The 19193-nt window shown below is 34.8% G+C and carries 19 protein-coding genes, 1 tRNA gene and 3 pseudogenes; 15 read left to right on the top strand and 8 right to left on the bottom strand.

Annotated elements, in window-relative coordinates; all coding sequences use genetic code 11:
• The first annotated feature begins 195 nt into the window (after window positions 1–195).
• From fabZ to JOC76_RS14480, 4 genes are all read left to right on the top strand, one after another.
• Window positions 196–621, top strand: coding sequence for a 3-hydroxyacyl-ACP dehydratase FabZ (fabZ, locus tag JOC76_RS14495; RefSeq protein WP_205178588.1), 426 nt, complete (start codon window positions 196–198; stop codon window positions 619–621).
• A 247-nt stretch (window positions 622–868) separates the two neighbouring features.
• The gene (locus JOC76_RS14490; protein WP_205178587.1) at window positions 869–1015 is read left to right on the top strand and encodes a hypothetical protein; all 147 of its coding nucleotides are present in this window, start codon (window positions 869–871) and stop codon (window positions 1013–1015) included.
• A 217-nt stretch (window positions 1016–1232) separates the two neighbouring features.
• The gene (locus tag JOC76_RS14485; RefSeq protein ID WP_027322891.1) at window positions 1233–1433 is read left to right on the top strand and encodes a cold-shock protein; all 201 of its coding nucleotides are present in this window, start codon (window positions 1233–1235) and stop codon (window positions 1431–1433) included.
• 223 nt (window positions 1434–1656) lie between these two features.
• Complete coding sequence (locus tag JOC76_RS14480; protein WP_205178586.1) at window positions 1657–1815, top strand: DUF3934 domain-containing protein; 159 nt, start codon at window positions 1657–1659, stop codon at window positions 1813–1815.
• A 483-nt stretch (window positions 1816–2298) separates the two neighbouring features.
• On the opposite strand, the gene JOC76_RS14475 is transcribed toward JOC76_RS14480, so the two are convergent.
• On the bottom strand, window positions 2299–2589 hold the full coding sequence (locus tag JOC76_RS14475) for a GNAT family N-acetyltransferase (RefSeq protein WP_205178585.1): 291 nt from the start codon (window positions 2587–2589) through the stop codon (window positions 2299–2301).
• A 31-nt stretch (window positions 2590–2620) separates the two neighbouring features.
• On the bottom strand, window positions 2621–2836 hold the full coding sequence (locus JOC76_RS14470) for a (4Fe-4S)-binding protein (protein WP_205178583.1): 216 nt from the start codon (window positions 2834–2836) through the stop codon (window positions 2621–2623).
• Between the two features lie 622 nt (window positions 2837–3458).
• Here JOC76_RS14470 and JOC76_RS14465 point away from each other — a divergent pair.
• Window positions 3459–3914 (top strand): N-acetyltransferase, encoded by a 456-nt coding sequence (locus JOC76_RS14465; protein WP_205178582.1) that lies wholly within the window; start codon window positions 3459–3461, stop codon window positions 3912–3914.
• A 213-nt stretch (window positions 3915–4127) separates the two neighbouring features.
• On the opposite strand, the gene JOC76_RS14460 is transcribed toward JOC76_RS14465, so the two are convergent.
• Window positions 4128–4340, bottom strand: a complete 213-nt coding sequence (locus JOC76_RS14460; RefSeq protein ID WP_205178581.1) for a hypothetical protein — start codon at window positions 4338–4340, stop codon at window positions 4128–4130.
• A gap of 281 nt (window positions 4341–4621) precedes the next feature.
• Between JOC76_RS14460 and JOC76_RS30030 the strand changes: the two are divergent.
• Window positions 4622–4858: pseudogene (locus JOC76_RS30030) on the top strand (dihydrofolate reductase family protein); the annotation flags it as partial.
• A 63-nt stretch (window positions 4859–4921) separates the two neighbouring features.
• Window positions 4922–5386, top strand: a complete 465-nt coding sequence (locus JOC76_RS14455; protein ID WP_205178580.1) for a GNAT family N-acetyltransferase — start codon at window positions 4922–4924, stop codon at window positions 5384–5386.
• 269 nt (window positions 5387–5655) lie between these two features.
• On the opposite strand, the gene JOC76_RS14450 is transcribed toward JOC76_RS14455, so the two are convergent.
• The 3 genes from JOC76_RS14450 to JOC76_RS14440 form a co-directional block, all read right to left on the bottom strand.
• A complete protein-coding gene (locus JOC76_RS14450) occupies window positions 5656–6687 on the bottom strand; it encodes an ABC transporter permease subunit (RefSeq protein WP_205178579.1) in 1032 nt (343 codons plus the stop codon).
• Window positions 6684–7559, bottom strand: a complete 876-nt coding sequence (locus JOC76_RS14445) for an ABC transporter permease subunit (protein ID WP_205178578.1) — start codon at window positions 7557–7559, stop codon at window positions 6684–6686. The genes JOC76_RS14450 and JOC76_RS14445 overlap by 4 nt, the downstream gene beginning before the upstream one ends.
• Window positions 7560–7885: 326 nt before the next feature.
• Window positions 7886–8083 carry a hypothetical protein gene (locus JOC76_RS14440; RefSeq protein WP_205178577.1) on the bottom strand — a complete coding sequence of 66 codons (198 nt, stop codon included), beginning with the start codon at window positions 8081–8083 and terminating at the stop codon, window positions 7886–7888.
• 746 nt (window positions 8084–8829) lie between these two features.
• Between JOC76_RS14440 and JOC76_RS14435 the strand changes: the two are divergent.
• Window positions 8830–9275: pseudogene (locus JOC76_RS14435) on the top strand (VOC family protein).
• A gap of 929 nt (window positions 9276–10204) precedes the next feature.
• Here the strand turns inward: JOC76_RS14435 and JOC76_RS14430 are convergent.
• Window positions 10205–11419, bottom strand: a complete 1215-nt coding sequence (locus JOC76_RS14430) for an IS110 family RNA-guided transposase (RefSeq protein ID WP_205178576.1) — start codon at window positions 11417–11419, stop codon at window positions 10205–10207.
• Between the two features lie 332 nt (window positions 11420–11751).
• On the opposite strand from JOC76_RS14430, the gene JOC76_RS14425 reads away from it, so the two are divergent.
• Entirely contained in the window at window positions 11752–12372 is a 621-nt protein-coding gene (locus JOC76_RS14425) for a DUF3885 domain-containing protein (RefSeq protein WP_205178574.1), read from the top strand.
• A gap of 198 nt (window positions 12373–12570) precedes the next feature.
• Window positions 12571–13251 (top strand): DUF3885 domain-containing protein, encoded by a 681-nt coding sequence (locus JOC76_RS14420; protein ID WP_205178573.1) that lies wholly within the window; start codon window positions 12571–12573, stop codon window positions 13249–13251.
• A gap of 119 nt (window positions 13252–13370) precedes the next feature.
• Here JOC76_RS14420 and JOC76_RS14415 read toward each other — a convergent pair whose 3' ends face one another.
• Window positions 13371–13610, bottom strand: a complete 240-nt coding sequence (locus JOC76_RS14415; protein ID WP_205178572.1) for a DUF6429 family protein — start codon at window positions 13608–13610, stop codon at window positions 13371–13373.
• 759 nt (window positions 13611–14369) lie between these two features.
• Here JOC76_RS14415 and JOC76_RS14410 point away from each other — a divergent pair.
• From JOC76_RS14410 to JOC76_RS14390, 5 genes and pseudogenes are all read left to right on the top strand, one after another.
• The gene (locus JOC76_RS14410) at window positions 14370–16385 is read left to right on the top strand and encodes a glycosyltransferase family 39 protein (RefSeq protein WP_205178571.1); all 2016 of its coding nucleotides are present in this window, start codon (window positions 14370–14372) and stop codon (window positions 16383–16385) included.
• A gap of 281 nt (window positions 16386–16666) precedes the next feature.
• Entirely contained in the window at window positions 16667–17539 is an 873-nt protein-coding gene (locus JOC76_RS14405) for a polysaccharide deacetylase family protein (protein WP_205178570.1), read from the top strand.
• Between the two features lie 764 nt (window positions 17540–18303).
• Window positions 18304–18881: pseudogene (locus JOC76_RS30885) on the top strand (recombinase family protein).
• Window positions 18881–19015 carry a hypothetical protein gene (locus tag JOC76_RS30520; protein WP_275591366.1) on the top strand — a complete coding sequence of 45 codons (135 nt, stop codon included), beginning with the start codon at window positions 18881–18883 and terminating at the stop codon, window positions 19013–19015. Before JOC76_RS30885 ends, JOC76_RS30520 begins: the two are co-directional and overlap by 1 nt.
• Before the next feature lie 14 nt (window positions 19016–19029).
• Window positions 19030–19101: transfer RNA gene (locus tag JOC76_RS14390), tRNA-Ala, on the top strand.
• Window positions 19102–19193: the final 92 nt, after the last annotated feature.

Here is a 19193-nt window from a genome sequence, read left to right as displayed (position 1 = left end):
TCTCCCAGCCTTAGAACAAGTATGGACGGATTCAATACATTTTCATTCTTTGTGGTGAAGAGCTGTTTTTTAGCGATTCATGGATGGCTAACGGGGCAGATTAGTTAAAAAAGGAATATTTTAGTACCAGGTATTAATACTAAGTGATATAATTAAACTCTAGTGATTTCTAAATTTTGTTATGGGGGGCTTTTTATGTTAGATAATCGAGAAACTAAAAAAATTATTAGACATCGGTACCCATTTCTCTTAGTGGATAGGATTTTGGAAATAGAAGAAGGAAAAAGAGTAGTAGGACTAAAAAATGTAACATCAAATGAGGATTTTTTTAACGGACACTTTCCAAATTACCCCGTAATGCCTGGGGTATTAATTGTAGAAGCATTAGCTCAAGTTAGTGCAGTTGTAATGTTAACAAAAGAAGGAAACCAAGGACGATTAGGACTTTTAGCTGGAATAGATAAATGCCGTTTTAAGCGTCAAGTTAAACCAGGTGATCAATTGCGTCTTGAAGTCGAAATTACACGATTAAAAGGTCATATTGGAAAAGGAAAAGGTATTGCTTCTGTTGCTGGAGAACTAGTATGCGAGACAGAGTTGATATTTGCATTTGGTGATTAATATTCCGATTTTCAAGATCTTCGTCGTTAAATTCAATTGCATTCAGTCAATTCAATTATAGAACAATTATAGCATTTGAACTTCTTCTCTCTTTTTGGGGTGTTAATCGAATATTAATTGTACAGTGATTAAGTCTTTTATTTACGCTGTTTTCGCAAAGATTGTGGTTTGTAAGACTAAAAAGAGAAGCAATATTACTTTTTGTTGAATAATTAGTATAATGCCAGTATAAAGTAGGGGGATTATAATGGTTTTTACAATAATATTAGGGATTATTGGAATAATTTATTCAGCACTTAGCGTTGGTGGATTTCCACCAACAATGGAATTATTCTCAGGTTTTATAGTTGGAGCTTTAATTGATATATACATAGTATTGAAAAAAAGAAAGTGAATTTTAAAGATGTATTGGACTAAAAGGATGCTTGGAGTCAATAAGAAGTCAAAGAATTAGGGTTCCTTGCAAACAATTTCAAAAAATGCTATTCTAAAGTTGAATTATTTTTGTTCGGTGTAAAGGATAGTATTAGTAAAAGCTTTTCGTCTTGATGATCACTGAGTGCAAGGATAGTAACACTTTGTGTGCAAAGCACACAGCAGGAGGAAACAAAATGGAACAAGGTAAAGTAAAATGGTTTAACGCAGAAAAAGGTTTCGGATTTATCGAACGTGAAGGTGGAGAAGACGTATTCGTTCATTTCTCAGCTATCCAAGGCGAAGGTTTTAAATCTTTAGACGAAGGTCAAGCAGTTACTTTTGACGTTGAGCAAGGTCAACGTGGAGCTCAAGCAGCTAACGTGCGTAAAGCTTAATAATAGGAACAACTAAACCAGGCTTCTTATAGAGTCTGGTTTTTATTTCTTCTTTTAAAAACAAGCAGCCCCACTCAATAATGAGTAGGGCACATGTAAAAAAGTAAATCAAATGGTAAACACATTCTAACATATAATTTGTAGAATTCCTATTTTCTTCAACCTAAATGGATAAAAATAATCAGATAGGTAACTCAAAGTAGAATAATAATGGGGTGAATGTATGAGTAAAGCTAAAGGGAAAAGTGGAACAGGCAGAGGAACAGACAAGAAGGGATGGAATCGTTGGCAAGCTAGTGCAAACAAAGCAAAGAGTGCCAAACCTTATATAAGTAAAGGTACAAAAATAACGGATAAAGACACGACCATGAGGAATAGTTAAAGTAACATATCCGAAAAATAGTTCAGCAGAATAAAATACTAATATTTAATGAACAACATGTGCGATGCTTTATTAAGGCATCGCTTATCTTGTTCAGCTAACGGTCAGTATAGTTGAAGGACCGTCTAACATTTGTCATATGCTAACTAAGAAAGAAAAAACCGAGAGCCTTAATTCCCCCGATTGCTTCACACCATTATTTTTTGCACATTTCCAAAACCAGTAATGAGTTGCATTCTAATATTATTTGTTTTAATTCGGTGATGAAGTAAACCAAGTTCAATATCCTTTAAAGCCTTTTCTCAGCATGGGTTATAGCCACTCATATATCTTTTGCTTTCACAAACTCCTTTGATATTGGTGGCTTCTTCACTGGATCTCTTATACTACTTAGCAGTATGCCTGATTTAGTGATTAGTCTACTTGACCTTATCTTTTGTCCTGTTAAGTGTAGCTGATTCACGCATAAATATTAATATAGCATCAATTTGCTAGTACACCTTGATACTCTTCCTTACTTTCAAGAACACTTTTTGCGTAAGGACATACAGGAATAATATATAAGTTTTCATCTCTGGCATATTCAGCTATCTTGTTTACTAATTCTTTGCCTAATCCGCGACCATTATGTCCCTCGTATACAACTGTATGGTTTACAATAATTAAATTTCTTCCATTTACATCTTTTCCGCTTGGGATAAATTGAATTTTTGCAATAATTTCATTAGATTCCTCAATATAGAATTCATTCTTGCCCATTTTAATTTCAGTCATTTCCTCATTCTCCTAACTTTTTTAGTTCTGTTCATTTTTGCTCATAAGTAAGAGCTCTGCTTGGACAACGATCAATCACTTCCATGATTTTTTTAGCTGTTGAATTCTGTGGTGATACCCAAGGTCTTTTTTGGGTATTGAATACACTTGGCAATTCCTTTACACATTCTGCTGCATGTTTGCAAATATTGGGTTTCCAATATATTTTGATACCTTCAGCTTCATAAGTTTTAATATTTTCGCTCATAATATCCTCCTTCTAATAGTTCTGTGTGAATAATGATTTTAAATTACTCTTAATTCTTCCTCTGACCTAAATTTCACAAAACTGTATGATGGGCTTTTACCAACAAACGAGCCACTTGGTAGCAACATGATAAATTTTTGAAAAACAGTATTAATTTAATAGTACTTTATATTATGAGGAATTTCCAATTTGAGGCAGTAAGCTGTTACTTTTTATTTGCTTTGTCGTTTTTTTTCATCAAAAATGACGTATAGAAGGGGTGCCCAAAATATTACATTTAACCTTTTGGGATAGAATTATATATTGTTAAGACAACAAATATTTCGTAGAAAGGTAGATTTGATACATATGGAAATTTCGGTTATATCCGTGTATCATCAAAAGAACAAAACGAAGCGGGGCAAATGGAGGCTATGAGGAAGGAATTGAAGAACGAGATACGGGTAAATATGCAAGACAAATTCATTTAATTGAGCTTTTGTTCAGAAGATGAATTTGTCTTTTTGCGTTATTATGTTTAAAATAATCACTCTTTATATATTTTATTTTTCATGAAATGTTATTGAGTAAAAATACATATTGTTGTATATTTATAATAATGTTACAAAAGGAGAAAAGACAAATGGATATTTATCATGCAGTGACTAGTGATGTAAAGGATATTTATAATTTAATCAAAATTTATGCGGAAAAGGAAATCGTTTTACCTCGTACGTATTTATCTCTCTATCAATATTTACAAAGTCTATATGTTATGAAAGAGAATAATAAAATATTAGGGGTTGCGGGATTACATGTTTTAGGACAGGATCTGGCAGAGATACGGTCATTAGTCGTATCCCCAGAGCATGCCGGGAAAGGCATTGGACGTAAATTAGTAAATCGCCTCGTAAATGATGCACCTAAACTTGGAATAAGCCGTGTCATGTCGTTAACATATGAAACTGAGTTTTTCAAAAAATGCGGCTTTGAGATTGTGGCAAAGGAGACTTTACCTGAAAAAGTGTGGGTGGATTGTATGAATTGCCCTAAGTTTAATTGCTGTGACGAAATAGCCATGATCAGGTATGTTGAATAATCGCATATATTAAAGACACCTTTTTCAAGGCAATGAATGCTGAACTACGTATTCAACAGTCATTGCCTACTGTTTAGAAGGATCTGCCATTTATAGCATTTTTTAATTGCGAATTACACCTCTCAGTAACGCTTAGCCTAACTTTACCCTTGATTATTTGATCAAGGGTCTTTTTTGTACATAAATAAAGAGCGACCTAAAAATCTGTCACTCTTAAGCAATAAAATTTTCCATTGTATCTTGGTCAATGACATCATCAAAGTCAATTGGTTTCCTTAGACTTATCCCTCTTCGACTCATTACAGAAAATATTAAACCAAGTTCATAATACATTTGTTTTGTTAAAATACCCTTTTCAATGTTTTTATTAATTTCATTGTAAAAGGCAATTAAAACATCATTGGGTAATTTCTGATAAAAATCCATTTTAAGAACACCTTCTCAAAATTTACTAATTTATAAATATATATTAAAACATTTAGAAAACGCTTTCAATAGAAATCCAATTATTTCATTAAATTTTAATTTTTATTTTTTAATCATAAAAGAGCGAAACATTTAGCTATAAGGAATGAAAAGGTGGAAAAGGTGGCGATAAATTGAAAGCCTTACCTATCTGTATAAATGGAAATAAAGGGAATTAAAGGGAATTATAAGATTTTTATTGAAATATTTAGAAACTTCATATTTAAAGGGAGGGAGTTCTGAATGGGAAAATTGATTTATCATATTGCATGTGGCTCCGTGGGGGAGGTAAATTGGCGGGCGCATTAATTCAATATAAACTTATTGATCAATTAGTCTTAAAAATTAACCCTGTATAGATTGGCAAGGGGATACCTCTATTTGGCATGTTAAAGCTCGTTTGAATTTGGAATTAGTTGACATAAAACAAATATTCTAAGGGAGTCCTTAAATCAACGTATAATATCATTTATTCTTAGCATTAAAGGTGAAAATCAAGTGTTGATTGATGCCTTAATTATTATAATAAGAGGGGGAAGAAGATGGAATTACAGACTGAAAGACTTAAAATCGTTCCTTGCACAGTTGAATTATTATCAACAATTTCAACAGAAGAATACAAAATTGGCCCTCATATAAAGATGTTTTTGGAGAAACTTAGAGAGGATTCTACTCAATTTGGTTGGGGTGTCTGGCTAGTTATCATTAAAGAAAACAGTATGATTATTGGTGATATTGGATTTAAAGGTAAACCTAATTCAGAAAATACGGTTGAAGTAGGATATGGAATTATAGCTTCAGCACAAAACAAAGGTTATGCAACTGAAGCCGTAAATGAAATTATTAATTGGGCGTTTAAAAATGATAATGTAGATAAAGTAGTTGCTGAGTGCCTACATGATAATATTCCATCCATTAAGGTATTAAAAAAGTTGAATATGAATAAAATTGGAACAGTAAATGATATGTTAAAATGGGAATTAAAAAGGGAGAGGAGCTCAATTTAATAATTTATATTATTAGAGTTTTTTTATGGAATTTAATAAGAAGTGTTTGAAACCCTAAATTGCCAAATAGAACTCAAGACAGTAAATAATAGTTCATTTTTAATAGCAAAGGGAAATCAAATTTCGAATTTAACTTATACTTTAGTGGTGTAAGAGAAAATATATACTCCTTAAAAGCTCAGAGTAAAAATTAGCCCTCAATCGAGGGCCTAAGAATATATATTAAGGGGGGTATGAAAGGTCTTGTCCTTTCATACCTGTGAAAGCCGTCAAATTGATTTTTCTGACGTTCTTTGCTCCGCTCTGATTAACTTAAATTTGTTTTCAGGTGCTCCAATCTCTTTAACGGAAGATGCCTGTTTTATTTTCTTCCTCCACTTCATTGTTTCTAAACCTAGAATATTGTCTTCTATCTCTTTTTTCATCATATTAACGATTACAATAACGAAGAAAAAGCTTAAAACTGGAGTGAACACAGTCCATGGAGCAAGGTTAAAATCCTTGAAGCCTTGGCCAATTAAACCTGCCCACTCATAGGATAAAGTCGCAGGGGTAGGTGGACCCTGTGGATCATCCCAGCCGAAAATTCCAGCTCTATTTAGCCCGCCAAGAAAATACCCAAATATACCAAGATGCATGATGATTTGCAGCGTACTTAACAGCTGTTGAACTATAAATAACACACTATAAGAACGGATATACGGTAACAAGTGTCTCCGTACAACATGAAACTTACTTGCTCCCAAAAGAAATGAACTTTGGATAAAAGAAGTTTCCAATAATTTATCTGTAATATCTACCGTTATCAGGGTGGTTGTTGGAAATCCGAGAAAAATAAGAATGATTATTTGGCAAATAATCAGAAAAGCGATAGGAACATCATTAAAACTGCCTACGATCGGAGACATTAAAATAATCGCAATCAGGATGGACGGTATGTAACGAAAGGCAAGAAAAAAGTCTTTAAAATAACTTTTTAAAAATGGCGCCCATAAAGCCAGGATCAGCCCAAAGACTCCGCCAAAAACAACCCTTAGAAGTGCGACACTAAAAGATGTCATTAGGGTTAACTTTGCCCCGTAAAGCAACAGCCTTAACATATCTTCTCCATTTCGACTAGTGCCAAACAAATGTGATAATGAAGGTGGGAACGGCGGCTTGCCAATGATATTCCCATGTTTATCTTCTATAAAGTTCATATGATTAAAATCCTCCGGACCGTATAGGGGATATAAGCAGCTCGCCAGTAAAATTAGCAGCAGTAACATAGAACCAATAATCGATTTTTTATACTTTCTCATAAACTGGCACGCTCCTTTCCGTTTAGTCGCCTGGTAAGTAGCAAGCCTGCGGCCTCGACTGCCACAAGGGGAATAGCGAACATTATCAAACAGACTATAAGCGACGGAAAATCTTTAAAAAGAAAAATAATCTTTTGCAATACTTTTGTAAATCCATTTAAATTAAACATATATTCGATTAGATAAATATTAGCTAAAATTACCCAAACAACTGCCCGTAGCTGCAAGAGCAGAAGAGGAAATATGTTACGAAAAATATGTACCAGTAAGATTCTAACCATGCCTATTCCTTTTGCTTTTGAATACACCACATAAAGCTGGTTCTGTTCCTCAGTCATAACTTTAATTAGAAACTGTAATAAAAGGAAAAACGGTAAAAAGGAGACTGTTACAACAGGAACAAAATAAGGCTTTGCTCCAAATATTCCATACAATTGGAAAATTCTTAAACCTGTTTTTTTAAGAAGGAAAATAACCAAAAACTGGATCAAAAAAATCACCAGTAAATCGGGAACTGCTTCAAAAAAATTAATCCAGGTTTTTAACCAGTTTTGTACTTTTCTAGGTGAAAGCAACACACAAACTGCTATAAACATTGCGAGCAAAAAAACAACAAAAAGACTTGCAGCTAAAATGGTCATGGTATATTGATAGTTCTCAACAATCGGCAATACCTTTAAAGATACCAAATACTTGGAATCTTCTAGCTGCACAATTGCAAGAAAATCTTCCTTAACCATCTTCCCAAACACTTGAAAACTTACTCTAATTTTGTCATTTTCTATACCTAATAAATAAGGAAGATTAAAAGTAAACAAGAACCCGAATATAATTACTACAAGTCTAATTAAGTATCGCAGTATCAATCTCATGTGATTTTCCCCCAATAATTCCTAGTTTTTCTATTATTTCATAAATTCCCAAATTTCCCAATTTATTTAGACAAAAATCCAACTAAAAGTTGCAGGAAAATAAAAAGGGCATATAGTAAGCGGAGTTTAGGGCACGCTTGCTTATGCAAGATTTGCAGTCTTAAGCCTGCTTTATAGCCTTCAGGGTTATTTGTTCAGATATTAAGAATCAAAATGAAAAGGGATGACATTCGATTTTTCACTTGGGCATAAAAAAAGCTGCATATGCAGCTGATACTTTTTAAACTCCCAATTGGGGTTTTACGTTAATAAGTTTCCGCACTTTGCTACCGAACCCGTGCCCCCATGGGAACGGAAAAAATTGGGCCTCCTCCAGGGTTATAATGAGGATGAGAGTGAGGATGGTAGTGATGGTACAATGACAATGGGACTGTGTAGCCGTATCCCATATGGGGTCCGTAAGGATATGGCATATATCCTGTTCCATAATGATAAGGCATATAGGCTCTCATGTCTGGATTCATATATTCACCTGCTTTCTTTAGAGTTATTTGTTAATTTAATAATTTAGCTTATTCGATAACACTTAGGGGCGGTATTTTCGATTTAAAAAAGGTAAACCGTTTCTTGATAAAGATGAAAATTGACCTATCCAATAGTACATTTCACAAAGGCACATACCTCTTTATTTTTCAAAAGAACATCCCCTTTAATGATTTTACAGCCCTTATTAGATCACAATTCCATATTATTCTTCTGGTATTGTCCAAGACTTAGACATTTACCCATTTCGAGGAATGAAGGGCCACACTAGCGATTTTATAACGTTTTATATATCAATTGTTTTATCGATAAAATTAACAAATTATTAAAACTACGAAGATAGCATTAAAGTGTCTAGGTCCCTTTTTATTCGATAAATGTAACAAAACATTTATTATGTTATTTTTAATTTTGTGAAATGTTTCACTAACGGGGCAGGTTAATGGAAGAAGGTTATTTAGTTGTACTAATTATCATAGAAATTTAAAATTAATTAAAGGAATAAGAGGAGTTATTTGTATGAAGGTAAGTAAAAATAACGCAGAACATTACATATGGGGAAATAACTGTGATCGATGGTATTTAGTGATATTTCTCAACCAACTAGTAAAGGGGACAGAGTTTTAACAGAGGAAAATTTGGTTTGATGTTCAACGGGCAGTTATGTAGAAGAATTTATTAAAATTAAAATAAATTGAGTAATATTTAAATATTGGGGGTAAGGTCAGTGATAAAAGGACTCTATGAAGCACACTTACCAGTGAGTGATTTAGAACGTTCAATCGAGTTTTATGAAAAATTAGGTTTAAGACTATATAAAAGATATGAGAAAGTAGCTTTTTTTGGATCGAAGAAGGAAAAAGTTGGATTGGTTTATGGGAAGGTTCAGAATCAAAAATACCTTATCACGTTTCATTAAGACATATTGCGTTTTATGTTGACTTAGACGATATTAAGAAAGCAAAAATTTGGTTAAAGGACCGAGGGATTGAAGTAAGGGATGAATTTCATAAAGGAACTGAGGAACCCGTGGTTGTCCCTAGTCAAGCTCACGCAATGATTTACTTTGACGACCCAGATGGGAACCATTTGGAGTTTATTACAAGATTACCAAAAGAAATTGACCATTTAGAAAAAATGTATTTGAGTGAATGGGAGAAATTCTACTCGTAACTTTGTTTAATGAATAGGTGTGCTTTTTTATTCCTTGACGAATTGTTAAATATCGTACTTAAACATAAGAAATTTAAGAAATTAGCTTTTTTTGAAAATAAATTAGATGAAGACCTTATTGAACTAACGGAGTGCTATTGAGGAAAAACTGGCTGCCATTTACGGCGGCTTTTCTTATTGAAGTAACTGGTAGATTAACTTCAAAATGGCATTATTCTAACAGGGTTACATTTCCTATGTCCATTACATACCTATTCGATTAATATAATAATGACGATATTATTTGGAGTGGGGGGAATGCCTTTAAATGATAAACTTCAAAATGCCTAAAGGATACATATTAAGGTTTTTGTATTTTTGTTTGTTCTATTTGCTATATATATTAGTTGGTGAGATTTGGTTCACAACGTTATACGCCCACGATAAGTGGATAAACCTAGGCGGGATTCTTATGATCGCTATTCTATTGGTTCCTCTTTATACTTTTATAAACACAAGATTTTCCCTTGGGAAAATGAGATATATATTTTATATCCCTCTCCTCCCATCCTTTATTGGAGCGTTTTTGTTCCATCCAATTGAATATAGTCTTTTTCCAAATCTATATACACAAGATGACTTAGGTGCAGGGATTCTTATGTTTATGATTGCCCTCCCACATTGGGCAGCTATGATCCTCTCTTTTTGGCTATCGGATATTTTTACAAAGCGATGAAAAAAGGTCGAATATCCTGTGCGATACTTCAATAAGAAGGTCGCTTTTTTTCCTTTGGCAAGAAAGATTGTGAAATGTGTTGTACTTAAACTACCATGAAAATTAACTTCTGTAACTTCGGAAAAAAGACAATACTTAAATAGACGCAGCTCATTCAACTTTTTAAAAAAAGGAGGAGCGTCTAATCAGTGATATTTATGGACTTGATTAATGCTTAAGAGGCTTCAGTAATTGTCACTCTATATCCTAAGTTTTCTAGTCTTCGAACTGAATGGCGTACAATAGATACTTGTCTTTGTTTATCAAAGTAGTCTTCGCCGAGGTCTACATACGTCTCTTTTCTAGTTAACAGGTAATATGCGATACGCAAAATCGCATGAGCGACAACAATAGCTGCTCTTTTCTTACCTTTTCGTCCTGTACGTCTATACAGTGCCCCAAGGTAGTTTTTTGATCCTCTTACTGATTGAGCTGCTTCTGTTAAGGCTGATCTTAAATACTTATTTCCCTTTTTAGATTTAGTTGATTTTCTTTTTCCTGCACTTTCGTTGTGTCCAGGTACAAGGGCTGCCCACGAGCACAGATGAGCCGCAGTGGGAAATTGGTTTTTAACATCAGTTCCGATTTCAGCCATGATTTGTTCAGCCATTCTTCTTGCAATGCCAGGAATTGAATCAAGTCTTTCAATATCATCTTCGTAAGAACTTACCCTTTGTGCAATCTCTTGATCTAATATTTCAATTTGATTAGTTAAGAAATCGATGTGAGTTAAGATTGTTTTAAGCATTAATCGTTGATGTGGGTTAACATAGCCCTGAAGTGCTAATTCAAGTTCTTCTTTTTTCTTTTTCATTGAACGACGAGCGAAGTTTGCTAGTTTCTCAGGGTCATCTTCACCGTCAGCGATGGCTCGAAGCATATCCTTCGATGAAACGCCCATAATGTCAGAAACAACTGAACCAAGTTTGATATTGGCACCTTCTAATACCTTTTGAATCCGATTTAGCTGCCTGGCACGTTCTTCAATGATACTTCGGCGATAACGTACAAGCTCTCTTAATTCCCGTTGTGTCCGATTTGGAATAAAACTTGCTTTAAGTAGACCATGACGAAGAAGTTGGGCAATCCATTCAGCATCTTTAACATCGGTCTTACGACCAGGGAGTGCCTTCATATGTTGGGCATTAACCACTAAAAACTCGATTCCCTCAGACTCTAATAAGTTAACAATTGGCTTCCAATAAACACTTGTGCTTTCCATAGCCACATGAGTACAATGATTCTCCTTAATCCAGTCCAATAACTTTAATAAAAAGACTGTTTTAGTAGAAAATGTTTGAATCTCCTTTCCTTTTGAGGTCATGATACAAGCTGTAATATTGTCCTTATGGACATCCAGCCCACACGCACTTTCAATGATAACATCCATTGAAATCTTCCTTTCTAGGCTTGAAAATTGGAGGCTGGTGCAACAATCAGAATTAGGATTAATCTACCATGAGTGCTTCCCGCAAGGGAGCGACAGTTTGTGATGCACCGTGGTCGTTGGAGTCAGACTATCGGATGGGCACAATGGCACCATAGTTTATCGACCTTCCTCTCCCAGCCTTAGAACAAGTATGGACGGATTCAATACATTTTCATTCTTTGTGGTGAAGAGCTGTTTTTTAGCGATTCATGGATGGCTATCGGGAGAATAGTTCAAGAGCGATGATATAATGATAGTAAGAAAAGAGGTGTAAAATGCTTTTAAACAATTTTATGAATGAGAATTTTCCAAACTTAGAACTTAGACCACCCTTGTTTTATTGTTGGGATATTGGTATAAGGTTTGAACTAGGGGTGGAGTGGAAAAGGGAATATGAATACCCCAACAACCCCTATGTACTGGGATGTTATAAAAGGGCAATTACGATATTTGAAGCTTTGCATGCTCCTATGGATGATATTTTTGTCGTGATGGATGTAAATGATTTTGATAGGGGTAAAAACATTAGACATCAGTTAAAGAATTTTTCTAGCTATGTTGAAAAATCATTATTGTTTAGGCTGAAACATCAAGAAATACCTTATATATTCCCAGAGGATGATGAAGAAGGTACATATAAAACTCATAGATTTTCTCTATGCTGCAAAACATCTGATTTTAAATACCTCCCATTATTAAAAGAAATTTGCAATCAAGACTTGGGGTTGAAACCAAGTATTTTCCATAGAGTTTACTTCATAAATATTAATAAGAAAACGATCTTACATGTTTACGATGATAGAGATTGTGATTTATTAGCGACATCCCCCGAAACAATTAGACATATTTATGATGGATACAATGATTGGATTTTAGATTACGATAGGAATGAAGTAGACAAGGTATTTAAATAAAGGATTTTAGTTTTTCTACTTTAACAGCACGAGAGTTCAACAAGGAGTTGCGGCGGCAACTCTTTTCTTATTGAACAAACGGGAGTTTAGTTAAAGATGCAATGCTATAATTATTACCAAATCTTTTATTTATTTAGACAAATCCAAACCTTTTTCGGATACCTTGAATTCGATGTAAATGAAAGCGAGAATGAGTAAATGAACTTAATTGACTATCTTAAGGGAAGGTTTCCAACTGTCGAATTAATCCCAAGCATTTATTATCAATGGGACATTGGCATCCACTTTTCACTTGGTGGTGAAATCTATCAATTCAAAGATAATGATGATCTAAATCTTGATCGATTTCGACTTGTATATAAGCAAACCTCAACAATTTTCAATGAGTTGTTTGAGCAAAATGACGACTTGTTCTTCGTGACGAATGTTTATAAGCACAAAACAAAAGAGAAACATACTAGAAAACTGAAGGTATACCAGCCGTTTCTGAAGTGTAAAAATAATTTGAATCGAATTCAGGTGAAAACGTACTCTTATCCGTTCGAATTGGACGAAGCAGAAGAATTCGAGCTGCAACAATTTTCCTTGCTGTGTAAGCGAGGAGACATATGTGTGAATGAATTACTTAAGGCAGCGAGTAATGAAGATTTTCCATTGAAACCAAAGTTCGGAGGGTACTCCATCGATTATCCCGATGTTTTCTTAGTGAACATGACAAAAGACATTATTTTCTTTGTCTACGACGACCGAGGGTGCGAAGTTATAGCCCGTGAAGCAGACCGAATACGTCCACTTTATGAGAAATACTACGATTGGGTAGAAGAAGTTGATAGAAAAAGGATTGAACAAGGGTTAGGAGGAAGAGGATTGAAAAAATGAAAACAATCAAAGAATTCATCTATTTCTCTTGTTCAACGGGTGCAAGAATTCAAGATCCACTTAAATTGCGATTAAGGTCTTTTTTCGAAAGGAAAAAGGAAATCTGTTTAAGAAATCCCTTACTGTTCCTTTATGTTATATTTTTTCATTAGCTCAATGGCTTGTTCGATTCCCTTTTCTGTAAGATATACAGATTTTGATCGCTTGCTGTCACGAATGAAATCATACTCTGATAATTCATTTAGTGATTCAAAAGGGTAGCCTTTCCAACTTCTTTGAGCTTCAGCAAAACCATAATCTTCTTTAAAAGACGTTAAATACAATAATAATAATGTTAATTCATTAATCTGATCTTTCATTATTAGTTAAGTCCTTTCCTCTTTGATCATTTTGTATTTGAAATAATGTTATTATTTTCATAGTAAGAAAACAAGTCGTCATTAACTGGAACGATAAGCTATCTCTCAACCGAACTCGTTAATTACCGGGGTCTTTTTTCTTGTTCACAAGTTACCTTGGCTTTTATATGGAGTTATTGCTACAGTAATACCCTTTTCCATGATACTTTTTCCTCCGTTAATTTTATAAAGAGTATTATTATACATCTTCAACCTTCCTTATTTCTCAAAATCCGAAAGGAAATTCTTTTATATCTCGAACATAGTAAAAAATAATTCTTTATTTAATAAAATTTCATGAAAATATAATGTTTCTTCGATAAAGTAAGTTGACATTAAATTTCGAGATTAACAGGAGGAAAGGGACAATGTGAATGAAAAGTGGAACAAACGGTTCAAAGGATCGTTATGCTTTACGAGATGCAAAGTGAAAATTATCATTTAATGATTTATAAGAAGGGCTAATAAATGAAAACTCGTACAGATCTATTTAATTGTCTAGAAAAAAGTCGTAAAAATAAGGGGCCTAAGCTCCCCCGGAAATTATTTTCTATCTAATGTTCAAAATGGTGTAAATTCTATAGGAGAAGTAAATAATCAAATTTATAAAATGCAAAGCACTCAAACTTGTACCTAAATATTTAAGCGTAATAGTTGAGCTTCATTCCTTTCGTAATTTTAGAATATTGATAAATAAATAAAAAGCAGGGAAGGGATTCGATGAGTCAAATAAAGTCAAAATTTAAGTGGCATTATCTATGGTTGGCAGCAATACTGTTGATATCGATAATCCTTAACTTTTATAAGTTAGGACAAGAGGGAGTTGGAAATACATATTATTCTGCTGCAGTAAAAAGCATGCTGGATAGTTGGCACAATTTTTTCTTTAATTCATTTGATCCTAAAGGATTTATAACCATTGATAAACCACCAGTTGGCTTTTGGTTTCAAACATTAAGTGCGTATATCTTTGGGTTTAAAGGATGGAGCTTATTTCTGCCACAAGCTTTGGCCGGTGTGTTAGCGGTCGCTCTACTTTACCATCTTGTAACCCGTGTGTTTGGCCTTGGGGCCGGGCTGCTAGCAGCCCTTTTTTTAGCACTGACCCCTATTGTTGTGGCGGCAGACCGGACGAATGAAGTTGATAGTATGCTCATGTTCGTTACACTGATTGCCACTTGGGCGATTAGTAAGGCAGTAGAGAAAAGTCATTTAAAATGGTTGGTGCTCGCATTCTTTCTAGTTGGAGTCGGATTTAACATTAAGATGATGGAGGCATTCCTCGTACTACCGGCCTTTTATCTTTTTTATTTAATATCCCCAAAATTAACTTGGACTAAAAAGCTAGTTCATTTATTAGTTGCTACAATCGTTCTTACGGTTGTTTCCCTATCTTGGTCGGTTATCGTTGATTCGATTCCATCAGACCATCGCCCATATGTTGGGAGTACACAAGATAATTCCATGGTGACGTTGGCGATTGGGTATAATGGTATCAACCGGCTCCTTGGACAGCAGCGAGGTCAACAAGGAAATTTCCACATGGGTTCACAGCAAGGCCAGCCGACAAGTGGTTGGAAAAACACAAGTCAAGCCCACCAAACTGCTGGTTTTAATAGTCAATCATCGATGGGACAACAAATGTACAGCCGGAATACTCAGTTCATGAGGGATATGTCACGAAATGCGGGGAACCATTTTTCAGGATTTGGACAAACGGGAAATACGGGCCTTCTTAGACTGTTTACAACACCGGAATTGGATGGACAACTTAGCTGGCTATTGCCTGGAGTCCTAATTAGTGTAGCAGCACTACTGTGGGGTATGCGTTTTCGAGGTCCTCTCGATCGAAAGCAACAAACGGTCATTCTTTGGACAGTTTGGGTTTTGACTATGTTCATCTTCTTCAGTATTGCAAAAAGGTTCAGCAGTTATTACATGGTTATGTTAGCTCCGGGTATTGCTGCCTTGGCCGGCGCTGGTTTCAAACAGATGTGGTATCAATGGCGTTCAAAGGAAAAAAAAGAAACATGGTTTTTACCTCTTGCATTGGTATGCACCGTGCTCTTTGAAATTTCAGTAGTATGGAAATATCCTAGCTTAAGGGACCCGCTTTCCATAGTAATCGGAGTACTTGCAATACTTGCTTTGATTTGTTTGTTCTTTGTCCAAAAATTAAATGCTTCAGGTAAAAGAGCTATATCGATTATCACGATGGCAGCTGGTGTTCTGGCTCTAGTAGCAGCTCCAACAGCTTGGGCCATGACGCCCATTGAATATGGAGGGTCGGTAACAAAACCGTTTGCAGGCCCTGAGCTAAAAAACCAGCATGAAAGTGACGGGATGGCATCTAATCCTCAACTTGAAAACTATTTAAAGTCGAATTACCGGGAAGGATCCTACCTGGTGGCGACATTAAATGCGATGTCTGCTGCGCCTTTCATTCTTGACACCGGCCTTCCTGTTATGGCAATGGGGGGATTTATGGGAAATGACCCGGCAATAACAGTGGAGAAGCTGCAGAAGATGGTTAAAGACGGTGAAGTCCGCTATTTCCTTCTTCAAGGAAGGTCATTTGGCAACCAACAATCGGCGGTCATTAATTGGATCAAAAGCAACTGTATTGTAGTACCTGCTTCCAAGTGGCAGGATGCACAATCCAAACCAAGCGAAGATCAGGAGTGGATGGGATCTAGGAATTCCTCCATGACGCTTTATGAATATGTGAAAAAATAATAGATCCTTTAAATATTGAGGAAAAAAGGATGTACATGATTATAAAAGTGCACGATTTAAAAAAATCAAAGGGAGAGGGACTTTAAAAGAGTTCCTTTTTCATAGGATATGCTCAGAAAAAGTTGTTTTAAGGATAGACTTAATTTTCTAGCCAAAACCTAAAAATACTCAGTCAGTAACATTAAAAATTAAGTAAAAAAGGAAATTTTTTAAAAAATTGATAATAAAATGAATGGTAAAGATATTTCTTTCAGTAAATTTATGGAAAAAAGGTATATATAATGTTAACAAAAAACAAATGGATTTTTCCGTCTTCAATTGGAGCTTTTGTTATTATTTTAGCATTCTCTATTGGCTTAAGTGCTACACATGCGAATAAGCCATCTGAATCTTTATCTTTGAATAAAAAAGAAACAAAAATCGATTTCCATCAAACAATTCAAGATAAAGCAAAAGTTAAAGGAAATGGAAATGAAGTTTCATTAAAAACAATTAATCCAGTTAAAACTTCTGCAAATGATATTCAAAAAGAAAGAGAAGAATTTGCGAAACAAAAAGTAGTCTTTTTAACTTTCGATGATGGTCCTTCGCCATACACTTCACAGCTTCTCAATATTTTAAAAGCGAATAATATTCATGCTACCTTCTTCATAATTGGAAACCGCATTAAAGGAAAAGAAGCAGTGTTGAAAAGAATAGTAAATGAAGGAGATGTCATCGGTCTTCATTCCATGACCCATAATCCAAGATCATTATTTGCTAGTCCAAATGCCTATATTCAGGAATTTGAACAAGAACAACAATTATTATCCACTCTCGGTATACACACTAGTATTAGCAGAAGTCCTTACGGAAGTAAACCATATTTAACCATGCCTTTCAGAGATAAAGTCGCTGCTGATCATTTAAAATTATGGGATTGGACTATAGATTCTAATGACTGGCGTTACAATGACAATACAAATCTTATTATTAACGAAGTAGCTAGTGAAATAAAAAGGCAACACGAAGTTGTTCTCATGCATGACCACAAGGACACTTTAAAAGCTTTACCGGCTATTATAGAATTATTTAAAGATAGAGGATATACATTTGAAGCTTATAATCCTGACTTAAATTATTCAGTTAATTTTTGGAAGGATACTAGACTATAATTGTTAAATAAGACAGTCGTAAATATACGCCTGTCTTATTAATATTATGTATGTTCGGCATGAGTGCCGTCCCAGTGAGGTAACTAAATAAAACTACATATAAGCTGAGTGTTTCCTCAAAAGTAATGGAAATGTTACCAAATTGTCCCTGTGCATTAACTAAACTGTAAACAAGTAATGTTATATTTATTACAGTCCTAGATTTCTAATCTCTAACGAATGACATAGTTGTAAACCCTAGCAAAAAGCCCGGTTTTCCTATTCATAGACACCGGGCTCTTTGACGTTTGCTCTTACAATATGCAAACTTAATCATTTTTTTTGCTTGTCATATCATCAAGTTCTCTTAATGTTTTTCAAGTTCATTTTTGAGAACTAAATTTTGTAGCTTTGATCCATAAAGTCGTTCAAACAAACATCCTGATACCAAAGCCTGTTTGTCAAATTCAGCGACGTAAGATTAATATTTTAGAGTGGCCTAAAAAGGTTGTTCTAAAAACTTAAGCCGATAGGATACAATTTTGTAGTATAAGAGAATACATAAAAGGAATGAAACATCAATGAAGAAGAAAAGAATTATAACATTATTGTGTATAGGGCTCACCATAGGGGCTATTGTTTGGGTGGCTAGTGTAGCCCATGAACTTAAAAGTATGGTTACAGATATGGAAATTGATTATTATGGTGATAACTATAAATCTAAATAAGAAATAGAGAAAGGCAGCATGAACACGGCAGAGTAAGTGAAACATGAGGGGAAGAAAATGATTTACGGATATGCGAGGGTCAGTTCCAAGGCTCAGAATTTGGACACTCAGTTTGCAGCCCTTTCCAAATTCGGAGTCGATGAAATTGTACACGAAAAAATTTCTGGTGTTGCTAAACAAAGACAAGAATTAGACAAGCTATTAGACACGTTGGAATCTGGAGACACGATTGTAGTAATCCGGATGGACCGATTAGGAAGAAGCTCCAGACAGCTAATAGAATTGGTTGAGGATTTTGAAGCTAGGAATATTAATCTTGTTATTCTTGATATGTACATAGATACCAGGACGCCAACAGGAAAGTTCTTTTTAACAATCATGGCTGGCTTTGTGAAATGGAAAGGACGATTTTAAAAGAGAAACAGCGGAATGGAATCGAGATTGCTAAATGTAAAGGTGTTTATGTAGGAAGACCGAAGAAATACCACAAGAAACACGCTGGTCTTAAACACGCCATTGAGCTTTATAAATTGAACAAATACACGATTAAAGAAATCACGGGAATGACTTCCGCCTCTAGATCTGCCTTGTATCGTGCTTTGAAGGAACAGGAAGAAAAGGAGCCGGTATTATAATGGACCATATTTGGAATGATTTAAAAGAATGGGAAAGCATTTGGGAAGAACAGTTGCAAGCTGACCAGAATGGACCAGAGCATGAACATAAACAGCATAATCCTGTCTTCACGACCAGTCGAACTGGATATTAACACTATGGGCCTTGGGGCCTCAGCTCAGCTGGGAGAGCACCTGCTTTGCACGCAGGAGGTCAGCGGTTCGAATCCTCTAAGGCGCGTAAATGAAAATTGGATAAAGATAACGAAAATAAGCCCACTCGTTAATGAGTAGGCTTTTATTGTTTTAATGCTGTAGCTTTAAAATAAAGTT

Source organism: Neobacillus cucumis, assembly GCF_016908975.1.
Classification (GTDB): domain Bacteria; phylum Bacillota; class Bacilli; order Bacillales; family Cytobacillaceae; genus Neobacillus; species Neobacillus cucumis.
This window is presented reverse-complemented; position numbering and strand designations above follow the sequence as displayed.